Genomic DNA, 17,746 nt, shown 5'->3' with positions numbered 1-17,746 from the left:
TATGAAGTTTTTAATGATTGTTGCTTTTCTGCTTTTTGCTTTTGAACTGGATGATGAACCCTTATTAAAAAAGAGCTATGCCATGAATCATTTAACAAAGGTTAATTTCGATTTAGACTTTCTCTGTAAGCATCAGACTTTGAGTGATGGAAAATCTGAAGCAAAATTATTGTTTGACTACGCTCGCTGGTTACAAAAAAACAACCAACTTAAACAGGATGAAGTTGTATATGCTGAAATAGAGCGCTTGTACCGCATAGCAGCAGGAAATGGCAATGCTAAAGCTATTATCAATTTGCTAAATGGTTCTTTAAAAGGTCAGTTTTTTCTTCGTGATCAAGAGAAGTTGGGTTTAAGTCAGCAACTAATTGATGAAAAAGTTGGTGCTGGATATTATTTTATAGCTCTCTTTTTGGAACATGGAGTTGCAGGTCTTCAGCAAGACACCGATATGGGGTTACGTTATATGCGCAAAGCTGCGGATGAAGGTAACCCACAAGCTCAGGCTTATATAGGTAATAAGCTCGCCCCACTAAAAATGGCACCAAGCATTAGTCGAAAATTGCGTCGTTGCGCTGCTGAACAAGGAGAAGGTAATGCTGCAAACGCTTTGGCTATTAATTATAAAATAAGTGGTGAATTTGATAGTGCAATAGAGTTATTTCAATTGGGGGTGGCTGCTGGGGATTCAAGTTCGGCTAGTTATTTATCCAATGGCTTTGATGGAATTGATAAAAAAAATGATATTTATTATTTGAATTTAAAGGAAGATAAAGAAAGATCTCGACGTTATAATGATATTAAGAAAATTTTATCCCGTTACTCGTATGCTAATCCCAAAGTTCCAGAAATAAATGAAATAGTTCCATTGCCACCCGCACCATTACCGGCCTGGGATGGAAAGTTGAAATGGCTGGAAGAAAGAGAAGCCAATATTCCACCTGAAAAGCCCAGTGAAGCACTCATTAACCAAATGGCGCGGGATAAACAGCTCGATCCTGCTACCGGCAAACCATTACCAGAGTCACCACATTTTGTTCGTGATGATTCCATCAAGCTATCATGCCGTAATGGTGAGGTGTGTCCCGTGAGTGGATATTGGGAAATGGAATGGTGGGATTACAACAGCCTAAATACTCAGAGGATGGTGCGCTTTAATCAGGGGGATATTCTGCCAGCTGACAGAGTACGGCGCATGGTCACTCGTCCCTGGCCATTCGAGGACAAAATTGTGATTGAAGAGAAAATGATGGCGTGGCGTTTAATCGCTGAAGCTTAAGGTGTTCTTTTAAAAGTTCTGATGTTACCTAACTTTGACGTCCGAAGTCTGGCGGCATGCCATAAACGTTATATTTTAATTCTTCAGTAATAAAGAGGGGCATGCTGGCAAATCGCGGCATTCATCATCATCACTCGCAAAGTGCATATGAAATAAATACTCCGGATTTGCACACCGGGCACCGCTCGCTTTATGCCGCATTACTTGATGGTATTAATGACAGGGAAAAAGACGCATGAGTCAGTCAGATATCGTTTCACCTATTGCAACTGATATAACCCAGCAATGTGTGATTACACCGCCGTGGTTTGTACAGGGCAGCGAATATCAACCTTTACCGGCGACCTATTTTCCGCTGATTAATGGTGAGGAAGCATTTGGTGCAGTGCATCATGCCATCGAAAATGCGCGCAAATCAGTGGATATTATTTGCTGGGGTTTTCAGCCTTCAATGTATTTTGTGCGTGATGGCAAAGCACCCTGTATTGGGCAATTATTGATTGATATTGCTGAAAAGCGTGGCGTTGAAGTAAGAATACTGGCCTGGGAAATGCCGTTTAATACTGCCGGATTTGGTGATGAAGCAAACTTACCTGGAAAGTTTTTGCCGATAGTAAGAAACCGCGCAGGTCAGACTTCTACCGATACACAATTTGATTATGACTGCTGGTGGTTTAAAACCTCTGCGCGCTTTAATACCATGAAGGAGATGGTCCGGGGAAAAGAAACCACGCTTGAGAAACTTTATCCTTTTCCACATTTTGTTAGCCGTGGTTTTAATGCGAGGGATCGTGCTGAAATTGCATACCAGGCAAAATTTAAGGCTCTTGATAAAAACCTGAGTAACTCAACGATTGCTACTATGGCAGGAACTGTCACACATCATCAAAAAACCGTATTAGTGGATTATGAACTGCCCGAGAGGGCCGTGGGTTTTGTGATGGGACATAACATGCTGGATGAGTACTGGGATACTGATGCACACTCAGCCAGATATCGGGGTGCTCATGCACCCGAACCGAATAAAGGTGCTACCGGTGCACTGCCACGCCAGGATATTTCAAGCCGGGTAACCGGGCCAGTCCTGGAACATTTACACCATAATTTCGCGACCGCCTGGCAGAAAGAAACCGGGCAGAATCTTCTGTGGCAGCGTAATGCCAGTGAGGCGGCTAAAAACATGAGGCCGCAAAAATCACTTGGCTCGCCGATTATGGCCCAATTGCTGCGCACCCAGGCGCAGGCAGGTAAGCGCGATATTGAGAAACTCTATTTACAGGCAACAAATAACGCCACACAGTTTATCTATATTGAAAACCAGTATTTCCGCTGGCCACCACTGGCAGAATTGATCAAGAAAGTCGCTGCGGATCAAACTCGAGGAGGGCGCGATCCGGGTAAGCACGGCTCGCTTTATGTTTTTGTTACCACTAATGTGACTGATGGCGGTATTGGAGCCGGTACAGTTAATACGCAACGCATGCTGGAGAGTTTAGGCCGGGCAGATACCATTCCAGGTATTACCAAATTAAGACGTAAAGAGGCGCTGTGGAATGAAATGCCAAATCCGCCATCGATTGATGCCTCACTTGATGAAAAAATAAAATATATTAAGGAAAGAAAGGATAAAGAGGCGGAAGTCAAAGCGAAAATGCAGGAAATAGACAATAGTGTCGTTGTCCCCGTAGAGCATCCGGGATTAAAAATCCACGTCTGTTCGCTGGTGGCACCTGATTCAGAGGGAAATAACTGGATGCCAGTATATATTCATTCAAAACTGATGATTATCAATGATGTTTTTACCACCCATGGTTCAGCCAATATCAACACACGAAGTATGCAGGTCGATAGTGAAATGAATATTGCGCATTGTAATGCGCCAGTAACCAAGAAGATGAGGAAGCGATTATGGAATCTGCATACGAATAATTTGGGTGGGCAGGATGATGTTAAGGTAGCCTTTAAGCAATGGGAGGATTTAATGGCGCAAAATTCTGATCGAATTAAATCAAGTCAGCATGGCGAAGGCTTGATGAATCCATTATGCTCAATTATTGAATTTCAATACAATGAAAATACATTAAGCGATCTAGATTGATGATGAGACTAATTCTTTGTGTTGTTTTTTTTCTTACGGCATGTGATGAAATAAATATTAACTCAGCTTTCAATGAGACTAAGAAAATGAATGCATTAAGTTCAGTTAAGATGAAATTAGAATTCACATGTAAGCATCAGATGATTTCTGATTCAAAAAATGAATCAGAAAAATTGTTTGCATATGCTCGTTGGTTACAGAAAAATAATCAACTTAATCAGAATGTTTCAATTGAGGCTGAAGTATCTCGCCTTTATCGTATAGCATCTGAAAACGGAAATTTAAAAGCAAATATAAATCTTCAAAATGGTGCATTACAAGGCCGATTTATTATTAATGACGAAGAACGACTGCGTTTGAGCCAGCAGTTGATAGACGCAGGTGTAGGAGCTGGGTATTACTTTATTGCAATCTATCTTCAACATGGCATAGCTGGGTTGCAGCGGGATCAAGAGATGGCATTACGTTACATGCGTAAAGCTGCAGATGAAGGTAGCCCTCAGGCTCAAGCATATGTCGGAGAGAAATTAGCACCAAGTAATGTGGCACCTGATATTAGTATTCAATTTCGCCGTTGCGCAGCTGAGCAAGGTGAAGGTAAGACTGCTCGTAATTTAGGTATTTATTACCAGAATCGTGCAGATTTTAATTCTGCACTGAAATTTTTTCAACTTGGAGTTAAAGCAGGAAACTCGAGTGCAGCTAGCTTTCTATCAAGTGGTTTTGATGGGCCAGAGTTAAATAATGAACTTTACTATATGGGGCAGGAGATGGATAAGGAGCGAGTAAGGCGCTACGAAATAATATGGGATGTTCTTGAGAGATACTCCTATACCAATCCTACAGTCCCAGAAATAGATGAAATTGTGCCACTTCCACCCGCACCGTTACCCGCCTGGGATGGAAAGTTGAAATGGCTGGAAGAAAGAGAAGCCAATATTCCACCTGAAAAGCCCAGTGAAGCACTCATTAACCAAATGGCGCGGGATAAACAGCTCGATCCTGCTACCGGCAAACCATTACCAGAGTCACCACATTTTGTTCGTGATGATTCCATCAAGCTATCATGCCGTAATGGTGAGGTGTGTCCCGTGAGTGGATATTGGGAAATGGAATGGTGGGATTACAACAGCCTAAATACTCAGAGGATAGTGCGCTTTAATCAGGGAGATATTCTGCCAGCTGACAGAGTACGGCGCGTTGTCACTCGTCCCTGGCCATTTGAGGACAAAATTGTGATTGAAGAAAAAATGATGGCATGGCGTTTAATTGCTGAGATTTAAATATTATGGTTTGTTTTATTTAAATGTATTGCCGCAAAAAAATGTTGGCGTTTTCTCAGTTTAAAGGAGTGATTTAATGAAAGGAATTATCCGTTTAGGCGATAGCCATAATGGTGGCGGCACGGTGTTGGAAGGTTCAACCACAATGAAATTTTCTGGTATCGGCGCAGCACGTAAGGGGGATGCGGTTATTTGTCCTATTATTGGTCACGGTAAGAATTTTATTGCTGAGGGCCATGCTACGTTTAAAGATAATGGTGTGCCAGTGGCATTTCAGGGGCATCGGTGTGCGTGTGGTTGTGAATTAATCTCCAGCCTGACACAAGCTGTGGCAGAGTAATTATGGCAATCAACCTCAGGCAGGTACCTACTGCGCTCAAACAACCTGAATTACCAAGATGGTGGATCTGGCTATTATTACTCGCTCTGTTTTTGGTATCAGGCACCGCTTATCAAATGTCAGTAAACCTGGAAAATAAAGCCATCGATGCTGAAGCCTTTTGGGAAAAAGCATTAGTGATTCCAGCCGCTATTTGGTTGACACTGTTAGTCTTGCGAATGGTTTATTATTCCTGTGATATTGCAACAGTGGATAAACTGAATGCTAAAAGAGAAAAGGCTATTCAGCATCAAGTGCAATTGGGTCAGCGCTACCTCAACATCTTAGACGTCAGCCTTCATACTGCATTGCGTTTTCCTGATGATCAGGATGGTAAAAAACAATGGCAGGCGATCCAACAAAAACAGCAGGCACTGAAAACCCAGCCTTCATGGCAAAGCGAACGTGGTATTAGACATAGCCGGTTAAATGCCACGGCTGATCAATCGCCGGAGCAAATACTTAACCAAACAATGAGCGCAACAATTAATCAATTGAGTAAGACGTTAGCATCGTTTCCATCTGATTTACCGCTGCATCTACTACTGGAAAATCACATCGGCATGCCGGATATCAATTTTCAAAAAATGTGGCAGCAACATTTTAACGATGCTCACATCCAGCAAGCGATTGAATGGCTGCATGGTTCTGGACTTCAAGCTATCGATGAGTGGCTTGATCATCGCAGCAATAAATCCTCATTGCTTTTAGTATTAGCCGTCAATTTTTCCCCTATACAGCTGGAAGGATCGGCTGAATCGCTAGTTTATTTACTGCTGGCAAATCCGGGTTTGCCAGATTCGCCCAAACCGCTAGCGCAATTGCATCGACCTGAACAGGCTTACAGTGTGACTGAGGAGGATCTGAACTATGCGGTGCAACATGCTGCGCTGTGGGGAGATGCCACGACTGAACAAATCAAAAGCGGATGGTTGGTTGGCATACATTCTTCATGGCAGCAGAGGGTGGCAATGGCTCTTAAAGCGCTATCGTTACCGCTCAATATTGGACAGGATCTGCACGACATTAACAGCACGTTGGGTTATCCGGGGCCTGCTGCATGCTGGCTTACTATCGCTTGTGCCAGTTCCTCCTTAAATGAAGGCCCACAGATTATGCTGAGTGGAACGGGATTAGAAACCGAGCAATTGTGGGCCACGCTGATCGTGCCAGCTAAAGACCAAAACTCTAATACTTAACGCAACAACTCATGGCTCAATAATGAAAGATCTCACCCTGCGCTATTACGATACCGAAATGCGCTACCTGCGTGATGCCGCGAAAGAATTTGCCGCCACGCATCCCGATCGCGCTGCGATGCTTAACCTTGATCGCGCTGGCGCGCCGGACCCGTTTGTTGAACGTCTGCTGGAGGGCTTTGCCTTTTCCGTCGGTCGCCTGCGTCAGAAAATTGATGACGATCTGCCGGAACTGACTGAAGGGCTGGTCAGCATGCTGTGGCCGCACTACTTGCGCACCATTCCGTCGCTGTCGGTGGTGGCGCTGACACCAGACCTGCCAAAAATGAAAATGGCGGAGGTGGCGCCAGCCGGACTGGAGGTCTATTCGCGTCCGGTTGGCCCGAAAAATACCGTATGCCGCTACCGCACCACGCAGGCGCTAACGCTGAATCCGCTGGAAGTCGCTGGCGTGACAATGGCAACCGAGCCGGATGGGCGTTCGCTGCTGCGCATCCGCATCAACAGCAGCGGTCAGGCTGACTGGAATCAGACCGACCTGAGCCGCCTACGCTTCTGGCTGGGTGAAGACGTACCGTTCAGTAACGCGCTGCACCAGATGCTGACGCGTCGCCAGGCGGCGTTGTATATCCGCCTTGCGGGTCAGGAAGAGCGTGCGCGGCTCGACGGCTGGTTCAGCCCCGGCGGATTTGGCGACGATGACCGGCTGTGGCCTAAGGGCGACAGCGCCTTCAGTGGCTATCAGCTGCTGCTCGAATACTTCACCTTCCCGGAGAAATTCCGCTTTGTTCATCTCAACGGGCTGGAGAAAATCACGCTGCCGCCGGGCCTTGCATATTTCGATATTGAGGTGGTGTTTAGCGCGCAGTGGCAGAGCGATCTGCCAGTGACGGATGAGTCTCTGCGGCTGCACTGTGTGCCGGTGATCAACCTGTTCACGCTGGAGGCCGATCCGCTGACGGTGAGCGGACTGGAGAGCGAATACCTGCTTCGTCCGAAGCGACTGCAGGACGGCCATACCGAAATCTACGCGGTGGATGCGGTTAACGGTTCGGGCATTGGCGGCAGCGCAGATTACGTGCCGTTCTCGAGTTTCCGCCACAAGGGCGGCATGATGCGTCGACAGGCACCTGAGCGCTACTTCCATACCCGCGTGCGTAAAGGCGTGAGCGGGCTACACGATACCTGGCTCATTCTCGGCGGCCAGCAATGGGAAGCGGGGCAGGAGCTGGCCAAAGATACGCTGTCGCTGCGCATCACCGGCACTAACGGTCAGCTACCGCGCCGGGCGCTGCAGAGCACGCTGCTGGATCGCTGCGAACAGGTATTACAGACGCCGGTAACGGTGCGCAACCTGTGTCGTCCAACGCTGCCCGCTTATCCACCGGCAGAAGATCGCTTTCACTGGCGCGTGCTGAGCCATCTCGGCTCTGGCTTCATCAATATGATGAGCAGTGCAGAAGTGCTACGCGGCACGCTTGCGCTCTACAACTGGCAGGATGACGAGCTGTGTAACCGCAAGCTCGACGCCATTCTTGACGTGCAGCATCACCGTCTGCAGCGCTTTGAAAACGGTTATCTGCTGCGTGGTCTCGAAGTGGAAATCACGTTGGACAGCAATGGCTTCACCGGTGACGGTGACATCAACCTGTTCGGCGAGATGCTCAACCGCTTCCTGTCACTTTACGCCGACATGAATCAGTTCATTCAGCTCTCCCTCATCATCCGGCCAGAAGGAAAATGCATCCGGTGGAAAGAGAATCACAGCCAGCGCCTGCCCGGCTAATTGCGCAGCTGGGTGACCGGCTGCCGTACATGAACTTTTACCGCTTCTGCCAGCTGCTTGAGCAAAGCGATCCCGACGCGCCAGTGCCCGGCAGCGGCTGGCAGGTGCGCCATGAACCGGTACGCTTCCGTCCGCATCCGGGCATGGGCTTTCCGGCGGGCGAAATCCGCGGCTATGAAAATCCTGCCCGTCCCGGTTTGCCGCCGACTGTGCGCGTCAACTTTATGGGGCTGTACGGCACCGAATCGCCGTTGCCAACGCGCTATATCGATGACATCGCTCTGCGCCGCGATGGCCATGAGGCGATGCAGGATTTTCTCGATATCTTTAATCATCGCCTGACCACCCAGTTCTATCGTATCTGGCGCAAGTATTCCTATCCGGCAACCTTCGCAGAAGGCGGTCGCGATAATACCTCGCAGTATTTGCTGGGACTGGCCGGACTCGGCATTAAAGGCTGTGCAGAAAACGTCGCCACGCCGGTATCGCGTTTCCTGGCGCTTCTGCCAGTGATGTTGCTGCCGGGGCGCACCGGTGAGGGTGTGAGTTCGCTGGTCACCCTGCTGGCGCCGGATACGCGAGCGGAGATAAAGCCTTGGGAGCCGCGCCGCATTGAGCAGCGAAACGTCCTGGCGATGAGTGTACGTAAGCCGGTGAGCATGAAGAATCGCCCGGTGATGGGCACGCACGCCACCGACGTCAACGGCCAGGTGCTGATTCGGCTGTTCACGCGCAATCGCGACGAAGTCAGCGGCTGGCTGCCGGGTGGACAACTGCACGGTGATTTTATGGCGATGCTGCACGTTTACCTCGGAGCAAAGCTCGATGCGCGACTGGAGCTATGCGTGGAGCGCAGCCTGCTACCCGATGCACAGCTAAGCTGCCGTGAAGCTGATGCAGTGCTGCTGGGACGCACTGCCGTGCTGCCCCAGTTGAGCGCATCACATTCTAAAAGAGATGACGTTATTACTATTCAGCTCGGCCGCTATGAGCGCGTCCGGGTCAACACATCAAGGATTGAGACCGATGAAGAAGGCGATTACCGCTGGTAAAACCCTGCTCCCTATAATATTCGCGCTGGCCGTCAGCGGATGCGGACTGACGCAGAAAGTGTCGGACGGCACTGTTTCGATGACCAGAGCCATTTTCTACAAACAGATTAAAACGCTGCACCTCGACTTTGTCGCGCGCGAAGGTGTTAACCGCAATGCTCAGGGCGCAGCGCTGACAACCGTGGTGCGCGTCTGGCAGTTGAAGGATCGTAAAGCGTTCGACAGCTCGGACTATCCATCGCTGCTGGCCGCCGACAGCCAGGCGCTGAAGACCGATTTAGTGGCGGAGAAATCGGTGAGCGTGCGTCCCGGCGAGTCAGTGAGTATTGATGTGCCGATGGAAGAGAATGCAAAGTTTGTCGCAGTAGCGGGCATGTTTTTGTCACCGGACCAGCAGAATGAGAAATGGCGGCTGGTGCTAACGCGTGACGACCTCGATCCCGACAAGGCGCGCATTATTGAACTGGGCGACGGTACGTTGACGTTGCTGGCCGTGAAGAAGGAGTAATCATGACACCTTCACTTTACGACATTCTGTACGGCAATTTTGAAGGTGATCTGGAGCTGGAACGTGTTGGCGAAGAGAACCAAGTGATTTTGTCGGTGCTGGATAACATGCAGCGCATTCTCAACAGCCGCGCCGGTTCGCTGGCGCACCTGCCGGATTACGGCCTGCCGGATATGACGCGCATCCTGCAGGGCATGCCCGGCACCGCGCACCAGTTGATGCACACACTTTCCGGCGTGCTACTGAAATATGAGCCGCGTCTGAAGCGGGTTGACATTGTGATGTTGGAGCAAACGCAGCCCGGCGAATTGCGCTACGCGATTGATGCCGAGTTAAAGGAAGTAGGACTGGTGCGCTTCGGCACCGAATTTATGCCGGAAGGGCGCGTGATGATCCGTCACATGAAACAGCAGCAATATCTGGATGCCAGGGCATCTGTTTAATTTTTTTGCCTGATTAAGGCTTTTCGGAACACAGCAATGACTTCATCTCAACCTCGCTACGTTAAAACCGGCGGCGATCCACGTGCGTTTGCCGAATATGCCGCGTTGCGCCAGGAAATGCAGAAACTCACGCATCCGGCGCGTCCGGATGTCGATTGGCCGCACGTCTCCATGCTCTGTTTAACGCTGTTCGAAAAAAACGGTGTCGAGCTGCAAAGTGCGGTCTGGTACACGCTATCGCGCGCGAACACGGCAGGAACGGCAGGTATAACGGAAGGCCTGGCGGTGCTAGTAGCATTGATTACCCGCGATTGGCCGACGTTATGGCCGCAACCGGCACATTCACGTATCGAACTGCTGGCGGGACTGAGTCGTCGGTTGCAGCAATTCCTGCGTACTCAAACGATAACCGATGCAGACTTGACGGCGCTGAGCCAGGCGGCGCGCTTGCTCAGCGAAGCCGGCGATCATCTGCAACGTCTTGAACTGCGTCAGCTTAGTCAGATTGATCCGCTGCTGGACCGCATTCGCAGTGCGGTGGGGATGCTGGAACACTGCGAAGTATCTAAGCCTGATGCCTTGGCTAAGCTGCCTGAAGTCGTTCCGATTGAGAAGCCCGCACTGACGTTAGCAAGTGCAGAAGTCAGCGGCTGGGTGTACGTTCCTTCTCCGGGTGCGCCTGCACCCGATTTGCGGCGGCTGCGGCGTCGGGCATTTATCAATGGCGTGGGCGCGACGCTGCTGAGCGTGTCACTTATCGCCGCTATAAGCTATTTGGTTGTGCAAAAAACTAAGCAGGAATCTCCGTTGCAGCAAGCATTACTGGCTTCAATATCACCACTTCCTGCGCCTCTCACACCGGAAATGATGGCTGAGCTGCAGGCGAATTCCGCCGAATGGCTAAACGAAACGGCATGGCTGGAGCAAACACAGCAGCAATTGAACCGGCTACAAAACGTATCGCCGGACTGGAATCTGCAGCTCGGTAATGCGCTGGTAATGCAGGCCAGCCTGTTGTTGCCTGATTCGGATGGGGTTAAAACGATGAGCGCACGCTGGAACAAGCAGCTTAAAGCGGCAGCAATGCCAGCAGATAAAATGCAGGGATGGCAACAGGGCATGGAGCAGCTCAACACGTTGTCGCAGCGCCTGAATGGACTTGACGAGAAGCGCGGCAAATATCTGACGGTGAGCGAACTGAAAACAGCGGTCTACAATATGACGCAGGCGTTCAACGGAACGGTGCCACTGGAAGAGGAACTGCGCGTGTTGCAGCAATCGGACGATGACGCTACACAGAATCAGTTAACACAAGCGGAAATGCACCTGAAGCAGCTTATCGCCAGTTACCAAACGATAGCTACATCGTCAAAAGAGCAGGAATAGCAAAATCCGCAGCCAACCGGTATTCGCAGCTATCAAACTCTGCGGGGGTTTGAATCCCCCTCGCAGAAAACAGGCAAAAAAAAGCCTGAACTTTCGTTCAGGCTCTTCTTTAGAATGTGGCGGTGAGAGGGGGATTCGAACCCCCGATACGTTGCCGTATACACACTTTCCAGGCGTGCTCCTTCAGCCACTCGGACACCTCACCACATTTTTTTGTCAACCGCGCTGGGTCAACGGGGCGCTACTATAGGGAGATCGCTGAAAAGGGTCAAGCGCTATTTTCTCCTTTTGTTCTATTCGCTTAAGCTCTGAGCGTATTGCCGTTGGCCTGCTCATCATGGCGATTCTGTCATCAAATCATTCCCTCTCTGTCACAAAAATGTCACCGCACTGTCGCAGACTTGTCCGCGGAAACATTTGGTTATATCTATGGAAAAGGATGCTTATAAATGAAACAGATACCTCTCTTTACGGTTACGCTGCTGGCTTCTCTGATCGCGACATCAGCAGTGGCAGACGATGCACACTATTCCCGCGCTGCTACCGGCGATGTCACCGAGCACGGCGGCGCGCGTCGTCTCACTGGCGACCAGACCGAAGCGCTAAGAGCGTCATTAAGCAATAGCACCGCGAAAAACGTGATTCTGCTGATTGGTGACGGCATGGGAGATTCGGAAATCACCGCCGCGCGTAATCAGGCGCGGGGTGCAGGCGGTTTCTTCCCCGGCCTTGATGCGTTGCCGCTCACCGGTCAATACACGCACTATTCACTGGATAAGAAAACCCACAAGCCGAATTACGTGACGGATTCCGCCGCGTCGGCCACCGCGTGGGCCACCGGCACCAAATCCTATAACGGTGCGATTGGCGTCGACGTGAACGGCAAAGATCAGGTAACGATTCTTGAGCTGGCGAAAGCCGCCGGTAAAGCCACCGGCAACGTTTCCACTGCTGAACTGCAGGATGCCACGCCAGCAGCGTTGATCGCCCACGTCACTTCGCGCAAATGCTACGGCCCGGAGAAAACCAGCGAATTGTGCCCGACTAACGCGCTGGAGCAGGGCGGTAAAGGATCGATTACCGAGCAGATGCTAAAAACCCGTGCGGACGTCACGCTGGGCGGCGGCGCAAAATCCTTCGGCGAAACCGCCAAAGCTGGCGAGTATCAGGGTAAAACCCTGCGCGAACAGGCACAGGCGCTGGGTTATCAGTGGGTTGATAATCTCGATGGCATGAACGCCATTCAGCAGGCCGACCAGAGTAAACCGGTGCTTGGCCTGTTTGCCGACGGCAATATGCCGGTGCGCTGGCAGGGACCGAAAGCCAGCTATCACGGCAACATTGATAAGCCGGTGGTGACCTGTGAAGTGAATAAAGAGCGTCCCGCTTCGGTACCGACGCTGGCGCAGATGACCAAAAAAGCCATCGATCTGCTAAGCACTAATGAGAAAGGCTTCTTCCTGCAGGTGGAAGGCGCGTCAATTGATAAGCAGGATCATGCGGCCAATCCATGCGGTCAGATTGGTGAAACCGTTGATCTGGATGAAGCGGTGCAGCAGGCGCTGGCCTTTGCGCGCGAACATGGCGACACGCTGGTGGTGGTGACCGCCGACCACGCGCACAGCAGCCAGATCGTGGAGAATGGCACCAAAGCGCCGGGTCTGACGCAAGCGGTGAATACCAAAGATGGCGCGGTGATGACCATCAGCTACGGCAATTCAGAAGAGGATTCGCAGGAACACACCGGCACGCAGGTGCGCATTGCGGCGTACGGCCCGCATGCGGCTAACGTGGTGGGCTTGACCGATCAGACCGATCTGTTCTTTACCCTGAAGGATGCGATGGGGTTGAAGTAGCCAGGATAACGGTCGCCATTAACGGCGACCGTTATACCTTACAACCCGCGTTTTACCATCAACCGCGCTAAATCCACCAGACGATTGGAGAAGCCCCATTCGTTATCGTACCAGGCAAGGATCTTCACCAGATTACCGCCAATCACCAGCGTCGAAAGCCCATCAATAATCGATGAACGGGCATCGCCCTGATAATCGCTTGATACCAGCGGCTCGTCGCTGTATCCGAGAATACCCTGCAGCGGACCTTCTGCCGCCGCGGCTTTAAACGCGTCATTCACCTCTTCTGCGGTCACGTCGCGTTTCAGCGTTACGGTCAAATCCACAATCGACACCACCGGCACCGGCACGCGCAGGGAATAGCCGGTCAATCGACCCTCCAGCTCCGGAATCACCCGACCGAGCGCCTTCGCCGCCCCGCTTGAGTAAGGCACAATCGACAACGCCGCCGCCCGCGCACCGCGCAGATCTTTCTCCGGCTGATCGTGCAGCACCTGGCTGTTGGTATAAGCATGCGTGGTGTTCATTAAACCGTGCTCGATACCAAACGCCTGGTGCAGCACTGCCGCCGCTGGCGCTAAGCCGTTGGTGGTGCAGCTGCCGTTACTCACCACAAAGTGCTGCTGCGGATCGTAACGTTGATCGTTCACGCCCAGCACAATTGTCAGGTCATCGTTCTTGCCCGGCGCGGAGATAATCACGCGTTTCGCGCCACCGCTGGTGATGTGCACTGCGGCTTTGTCGCGTTCGGTGAAGAAGCCGGTGGCTTCAATCACGATATCCACGCCGACATCGCGCCAGCGAATATTCGCCGGATCGCGCTCGCTAAACACGCGCACCGCTTTGCCATCAATGCGTAATTCGCCTTCACCGGCTTCCACTTCCGCCGGTAACCTGCCGAGCAGGGAGTCGTGTTTCAACAGATGCGCGAGGGTTTTACTGTCGGTGAGATCGTTGATGGCGACGATTTCAATATCATCGCTGCCCAGCGCTGCACGAAAAACGTTACGTCCGATACGGCCAAAGCCGTTAATGCCGATCTTAGTCATGATTGACTCCTTTTCCGAAGATGCTGGAGTCACTCTAAGCCGATGGTGTGATGGCGTAAACGCCAAAAAAGGATCACTTTACGCCAATTTCCGGCAGTGGAAGCGCTGGCGATATTCGCCCGGCGTGAGATGGAGCTGACGCTCAAAGCTGCGGCGTAAATTGATGCTGCTACCAAAGCCGGTCTGTTGCGCGATGCGATCCAGCGTGTCGTTGCTTTGCTCCAGCTGTTCACGCGCGGCGGCGAGACGCGCTTCGGCCACATAGTGCGCGGGCGGCGCGCCGGTTTCACGGGTGAACACGCGGGTAAAGTTGCGCGGGCTCATGGCGACGCGCTCCGCCAGTTTCTCGACTGAGAGATCTTCGGCGAGGTTGGCGCGGATCCAGCGCTGCAGTTCAGCGATCGGGCCAATGCCGCTCGGCGTCTGCAGATGAAAACGGCTGAACTGCATCTGTCCGCCGGGACGGCGCAGATACATCACCATGTCCTGCGCAATATCACGCGCCACGCTAAAGCCGAAATCCTCTTCCACCAGCGCTAATGTCAGGTCAAAGCCCGAGCTGACGCCGCCGGAGGTCCAGATCGGTCCGTCCTGAATAAACAGCGGACCGCCTTCCACCTGAATCGCTGGATAGCGCGATTGCAAGGTATCGAGCAAGCGCCAGTGCGTGGTGGCGCGGCGACCTGCCAGCAAGCCGGATTCCGCCAGCAGCATCGCGCCGCCACATACCGACACCACGCGACGCGCCTGCGGAGCCGCCAGCTTGATGAAATCGACCACCATATTGCCTTCTTCCACGCTGTCGCCTCGCCCGGTGATCATGATGGTGTCCCACGCAGTGCGCGGATCGAGATCGGCCAGTTTGAGGTCGGCTAATAGATTGAGGCCGGATTGGCCATGGATCACCTGATGCGATTGGGTGGTGGCGAGGCTGACGCGATAGCGCTGCTGATCGACGCCAACCGGCAGATGCTGATTGGCGCGCATCAGGATATCGGCGATACCCGCCGCTTCAAACAGCATGCCGCCGTCGGGCACAATAATCAGAAAGGTTTTCATGGCGTGAAATAGATATTTTGACAGGATGAGCCAGAGTGTCTCATGGCATCTGGATTATTTCCAGGCATAGCAGATCACGATATGCGGCAACTTTGATTAATGATTTTCCTCCCTGGCGCAACGTCATTTCACGCCATTATCTTCACAATCACATCCGCTAACATGGATGAATTCGATCTCGCTGGAATTCAACATGGATCACGCCTCAATGCGTACGTAATCCTTTACCGTCAAGTCGAGTGGTTTGCCGTTTATCCTCATTCTGAGTGGGTTAATGGTGATCACTTCGTTTTCCACGGATATCTATCTGCCCGCCATGCCGATCATGGCGCGCGAGCTGCACGGCGATGCGGAACTTACAGAGTGATTGTTGAACGTTATCCTGCTGCTCTGCAGGAGCGGGTTGGCGGCTAAGCCAGACTAACGTTTGCGGCGTGACGTTCAGCTGCCGCAAGCGTTGTATGTCGAAGCATTTTCGATTGCATCGACATTTTTTTGTATTTGACGTTTTTTTCTCAGTGGGTATGCTCAGCCACGTCAGGATCCTCCGGCCAGGGTTGGTTGAGACGATTACAGAGAGCCCATGAAAAACAGTAATGACAAACAGTTATGCGACATCGCGATTGGTGATGCGGTGATGGAATTATTTAACCAGGATGCGCCGGTTTCGCGTACCACGCTGCTCGCGCAATTAGAGAAGATGATACATGCGGGTGTGACGGCGGAAGAGGTACGGATCGCCAGACTGGCTTTAGAGCTGGTGACGAACAGCAGCACAGCCGACAAGGTTGAACAATCGGAAGAGAACGTGATGAGCTTTAGAGCGAAAAACGTTTCGGCGGATGACTCAACACAGCACTGATCGCTGTATGCCGGACAAAGTTGTCCGGCATAACGGCGCGGCGTTACCAGCGGTACTTATTCGAATCTTCCCACTCTTTAACTTCTTTTTCCGCACGGTCTTTTTCATAACCGTAGCGTTCCTGGATTTTGCCGACCAGCTGATCGCGTTTTCCTTCAACCACGGTCATGTCATCATCGGTCAGGTCGCCCCATTTTTCCTTCACTTTCCCTTTGAACTGCTTCCAGTTGCCGCTAATACGATCTTCGTTCATGTTGATCTCCCTATTTCGTGGTGACTGTGTGCTGCCCTTCGCTGGCCTGATGCCAGCGGGTGAATTAATCCTGGCACAGGATTTGCGCTTTGCTTGCCTGAGCTGTGAGCTGACTCATAAATTTGCGATTGTGTGAGCCAGCGTGGAGAAAAAAACCGTTAATAGCCAAAAGTGATTCACTAACTCTTTGCTCTGTAAGGCATTATTTTTTCCCGGCTATACAGGCAAGGGTGGGTTGCGATATAGTAACCGCCGATAAGACATTTCCGTCAACTTTTGGAAACCCGCATTCCCTGATGCCATCCGTATGAGTAAAACGCAACCCACCGACATGAAAAGCAGAGAACGTGGCCGCCCAAGAGAGTTCGATATCGAACAGGCTCTGGACAAAGCCATGATTGTTTTTCGTCAGAAGGGGTTTCATGCGGCTTCACTTAACGATCTGGGCGAAGCGATGGGGTTGACAGCGGGCAGCATCTACAAGGCTTTTAAAGATAAACGCAGCTTGTTTCTGCTGGTGTTTGAACGCTATCTTTCGGTGCGTAATGCCGATCTGCGCCAGCGTCTGGCACAGTTCACCAGCGGCCGCGAGAAGCTCGGCGAGCTGCTGCAGTTTTACCTTGATTCCGCGCGGGCGGTGGAAGGTCGCACCGGCTGTTTAGTGGTGGGCAGCGCGGTAGAGCTGCAGGTGCTGGATGACGATCTTTCGCAACTGGTGAGTGAAGCGGTCATTCGTAATAAAAACTTCCTCGCCTCGCTGCTCAAACTGGGCCAGGAAGATGGCTCAGTGACGCCCAATCTGGATGTGGACACCGCCGCGGGATTGATCCTCTGCATCGCCTTTGGCATGCGCGTTGTGGGCAAGATCACCGATGTAAAAGATGAACCAGAGACCATCAAGTTAGTTATGAAGCTGCTGGACTAAAATTTGTCTAATTAGGAGTCGGATACTTCCTAAATAAGCGAAGCGTAAAGACGGAGGGCAAGTGAAAGACGAAGATTCAGATATTACGGAAGAGATTCGCGCATTGGTGGGCAGGGTAGTGACACGTATCCTGCGTCCTGATGAAGCGCTTACCGTTCAGGAACTCATAGGCGCGTTGTATCGCCTAAGTTTGCGCTCCACCGACAGCAAAACTAAAGTCGCCTGCGAGAAAGCCATTCGTATCCTGGCGAAAAAACTGCATTAATAGGGTCGCGCGTGCCGCGCCTTGTTGTTCTCCTCTGCTGAAGTCTGGCAATCCCTCGCCAAAC

18 protein-coding genes, 1 tRNA gene and 1 pseudogene are annotated in these 17,746 nt (G+C 51.4%); 16 read left to right on the top strand and 4 right to left on the bottom strand.

The genetic code is table 11. The features are described from left to right. Position 1 precedes the first annotated feature (1 nt). From PO881_RS11430 to PO881_RS11380, 11 genes are all read left to right on the top strand, one after another. A complete protein-coding gene (locus PO881_RS11430) occupies positions 2-1,279 on the top strand; it encodes a DUF6396 domain-containing protein (RefSeq protein ID WP_280171788.1) in 1,278 nt (425 codons plus the stop codon). A 101-nt stretch (positions 1,280-1,380) separates the two neighbouring features. Further along, positions 1,381-1,518 (top strand): hypothetical protein, encoded by a 138-nt coding sequence (locus tag PO881_RS11425; RefSeq protein ID WP_192411642.1) that lies wholly within the window; start codon positions 1,381-1,383, stop codon positions 1,516-1,518. Then, entirely contained in the window at positions 1,515-3,377 is a 1,863-nt protein-coding gene (locus tag PO881_RS11420; protein ID WP_280171787.1) for a phospholipase D-like domain-containing protein, read from the top strand. The genes PO881_RS11425 and PO881_RS11420 overlap by 4 nt, the downstream gene beginning before the upstream one ends. Then, positions 3,377-4,660 carry a DUF6396 domain-containing protein gene (locus PO881_RS11415; RefSeq protein WP_280171786.1) on the top strand — a complete coding sequence of 428 codons (1,284 nt, stop codon included), beginning with the start codon at positions 3,377-3,379 and terminating at the stop codon, positions 4,658-4,660. The genes PO881_RS11420 and PO881_RS11415 overlap by 1 nt, the downstream gene beginning before the upstream one ends. Positions 4,661-4,736: 76 nt before the next feature. Next, entirely contained in the window at positions 4,737-5,000 is a 264-nt protein-coding gene (locus tag PO881_RS11410; protein ID WP_277973718.1) for a PAAR domain-containing protein, read from the top strand. Positions 5,001-5,002: 2 nt separating this feature from the next. Then, entirely contained in the window at positions 5,003-6,238 is a 1,236-nt protein-coding gene (locus PO881_RS11405; protein WP_277973717.1) for a hypothetical protein, read from the top strand. 22 nt (positions 6,239-6,260) lie between these two features. Then, entirely contained in the window at positions 6,261-8,024 is a 1,764-nt protein-coding gene (gene tssF, locus PO881_RS11400) for a type VI secretion system baseplate subunit TssF (protein ID WP_277973716.1), read from the top strand. Continuing rightward, positions 7,979-9,076, top strand: a complete 1,098-nt coding sequence (gene tssG, locus PO881_RS11395; protein WP_277973715.1) for a type VI secretion system baseplate subunit TssG — start codon at positions 7,979-7,981, stop codon at positions 9,074-9,076. Before tssF ends, tssG begins: the two co-directional genes overlap by 46 nt. Beyond that, positions 9,051-9,584 carry a type VI secretion system lipoprotein TssJ gene (gene tssJ / locus PO881_RS11390; protein WP_192411648.1) on the top strand — a complete coding sequence of 178 codons (534 nt, stop codon included), beginning with the start codon at positions 9,051-9,053 and terminating at the stop codon, positions 9,582-9,584. Before tssG ends, tssJ begins: the two co-directional genes overlap by 26 nt. 2 nt (positions 9,585-9,586) lie before the next feature. After that, positions 9,587-10,027, top strand: a complete 441-nt coding sequence (tssE, locus tag PO881_RS11385) for a type VI secretion system baseplate subunit TssE (RefSeq protein WP_192411649.1) — start codon at positions 9,587-9,589, stop codon at positions 10,025-10,027. Between the two features lie 36 nt (positions 10,028-10,063). Then, positions 10,064-11,413, top strand: coding sequence for a VasL domain-containing protein (locus PO881_RS11380; RefSeq protein WP_280171785.1), 1,350 nt, complete (start codon positions 10,064-10,066; stop codon positions 11,411-11,413). 117 nt (positions 11,414-11,530) lie between these two features. Here the strand turns inward: PO881_RS11380 and PO881_RS11375 are convergent. Continuing rightward, positions 11,531-11,618: transfer RNA gene (locus PO881_RS11375), tRNA-Ser, on the bottom strand. A gap of 244 nt (positions 11,619-11,862) precedes the next feature. Between PO881_RS11375 and phoA the strand changes: the two genes are divergently transcribed. Beyond that, complete coding sequence (gene phoA / locus PO881_RS11370) at positions 11,863-13,269, top strand: alkaline phosphatase (RefSeq protein WP_110866367.1); 1,407 nt, start codon at positions 11,863-11,865, stop codon at positions 13,267-13,269. A 38-nt stretch (positions 13,270-13,307) separates the two neighbouring features. Here the strand turns inward: phoA and gap are convergent, their stop codons facing one another. Together gap and PO881_RS11360 are read right to left on the bottom strand one after the other, a co-directional pair. Beyond that, on the bottom strand, positions 13,308-14,318 hold the full coding sequence (gene gap, locus PO881_RS11365; protein WP_280171784.1) for a type I glyceraldehyde-3-phosphate dehydrogenase: 1,011 nt from the start codon (positions 14,316-14,318) through the stop codon (positions 13,308-13,310). Positions 14,319-14,396: 78 nt separating this feature from the next. Then, positions 14,397-15,377, bottom strand: coding sequence for a helix-turn-helix domain-containing protein (locus PO881_RS11360; protein ID WP_280171783.1), 981 nt, complete (start codon positions 15,375-15,377; stop codon positions 14,397-14,399). A 244-nt stretch (positions 15,378-15,621) separates the two neighbouring features. Between PO881_RS11360 and PO881_RS11355 the strand changes: the two are divergent. After that, positions 15,622-15,738, top strand: a pseudogene (locus PO881_RS11355) (Bcr/CflA family drug resistance efflux transporter); the annotation flags it as partial. A gap of 222 nt (positions 15,739-15,960) precedes the next feature. Beyond that, positions 15,961-16,239: a hypothetical protein gene (locus PO881_RS11350; RefSeq protein ID WP_101764090.1), complete on the top strand. Its 279-nt coding sequence runs from the start codon at positions 15,961-15,963 to the stop codon at positions 16,237-16,239. A 43-nt stretch (positions 16,240-16,282) separates the two neighbouring features. On the opposite strand, the gene PO881_RS11345 is transcribed toward PO881_RS11350, so the two are convergent. Next, on the bottom strand, positions 16,283-16,492 hold the full coding sequence (locus PO881_RS11345) for a CsbD family protein (protein WP_007892931.1): 210 nt from the start codon (positions 16,490-16,492) through the stop codon (positions 16,283-16,285). A gap of 331 nt (positions 16,493-16,823) precedes the next feature. Here PO881_RS11345 and PO881_RS11340 point away from each other — a divergent pair, with 331 nt between their 5' ends. Both PO881_RS11340 and PO881_RS11335 read left to right on the top strand, forming a co-directional pair. Further along, a complete protein-coding gene (locus PO881_RS11340) occupies positions 16,824-17,417 on the top strand; it encodes a TetR/AcrR family transcriptional regulator (protein WP_277973711.1) in 594 nt (197 codons plus the stop codon). Positions 17,418-17,478: 61 nt separating this feature from the next. Further along, positions 17,479-17,682: a hypothetical protein gene (locus tag PO881_RS11335; protein ID WP_101764092.1), complete on the top strand. Its 204-nt coding sequence runs from the start codon at positions 17,479-17,481 to the stop codon at positions 17,680-17,682. The last annotated feature ends 64 nt before the right edge of the window (positions 17,683-17,746 follow it).

The sequence above is a fragment of the Pantoea sp. SS70 genome (genome assembly GCF_029866845.1).
Taxonomy (GTDB): Bacteria; Pseudomonadota; Gammaproteobacteria; order Enterobacterales; family Enterobacteriaceae; genus Pantoea; species Pantoea leporis.
The sequence above is the reverse complement of the archived record's forward strand: the minus strand, read 5'-3'. Positions and strand labels throughout refer to the sequence as shown.

Bases quoted from the DNA above. Each gene is read 5' to 3' on its own strand.
- PO881_RS11430 (WP_280171788.1), top strand. From the start codon at position 2: ATGAAGTTTTTAATGATTGTTGCTTTTCTGCTTTTTGCTTTTGAACTG.
- PO881_RS11425 (WP_192411642.1), top strand. From the start codon at position 1,381: ATGCTGGCAAATCGCGGCATTCATCATCATCACTCGCAAAGTGCATAT.
- PO881_RS11420 (WP_280171787.1), top strand. From the start codon at position 1,515: ATGAGTCAGTCAGATATCGTTTCACCTATTGCAACTGATATAACCCAG.
- PO881_RS11415 (WP_280171786.1), top strand. From the start codon at position 3,377: ATGATGAGACTAATTCTTTGTGTTGTTTTTTTTCTTACGGCATGTGAT.
- PO881_RS11410 (WP_277973718.1), top strand. From the start codon at position 4,737: ATGAAAGGAATTATCCGTTTAGGCGATAGCCATAATGGTGGCGGCACG.
- PO881_RS11405 (WP_277973717.1), top strand. From the start codon at position 5,003: ATGGCAATCAACCTCAGGCAGGTACCTACTGCGCTCAAACAACCTGAA.
- tssF (WP_277973716.1), top strand. From the start codon at position 6,261: ATGAAAGATCTCACCCTGCGCTATTACGATACCGAAATGCGCTACCTG.
- tssG (WP_277973715.1), top strand. From the start codon at position 7,979: ATGCATCCGGTGGAAAGAGAATCACAGCCAGCGCCTGCCCGGCTAATT.
- tssJ (WP_192411648.1), top strand. From the start codon at position 9,051: ATGAAGAAGGCGATTACCGCTGGTAAAACCCTGCTCCCTATAATATTC.
- tssE (WP_192411649.1), top strand. From the start codon at position 9,587: ATGACACCTTCACTTTACGACATTCTGTACGGCAATTTTGAAGGTGAT.
- PO881_RS11380 (WP_280171785.1), top strand. From the start codon at position 10,064: ATGACTTCATCTCAACCTCGCTACGTTAAAACCGGCGGCGATCCACGT.
- phoA (WP_110866367.1), top strand. From the start codon at position 11,863: ATGAAACAGATACCTCTCTTTACGGTTACGCTGCTGGCTTCTCTGATC.
- gap (WP_280171784.1), bottom strand. From the start codon at position 14,318: ATGACTAAGATCGGCATTAACGGCTTTGGCCGTATCGGACGTAACGTT.
- PO881_RS11360 (WP_280171783.1), bottom strand. From the start codon at position 15,377: ATGAAAACCTTTCTGATTATTGTGCCCGACGGCGGCATGCTGTTTGAA.
- PO881_RS11350 (WP_101764090.1), top strand. From the start codon at position 15,961: ATGAAAAACAGTAATGACAAACAGTTATGCGACATCGCGATTGGTGAT.
- PO881_RS11345 (WP_007892931.1), bottom strand. From the start codon at position 16,492: ATGAACGAAGATCGTATTAGCGGCAACTGGAAGCAGTTCAAAGGGAAA.
- PO881_RS11340 (WP_277973711.1), top strand. From the start codon at position 16,824: ATGAAAAGCAGAGAACGTGGCCGCCCAAGAGAGTTCGATATCGAACAG.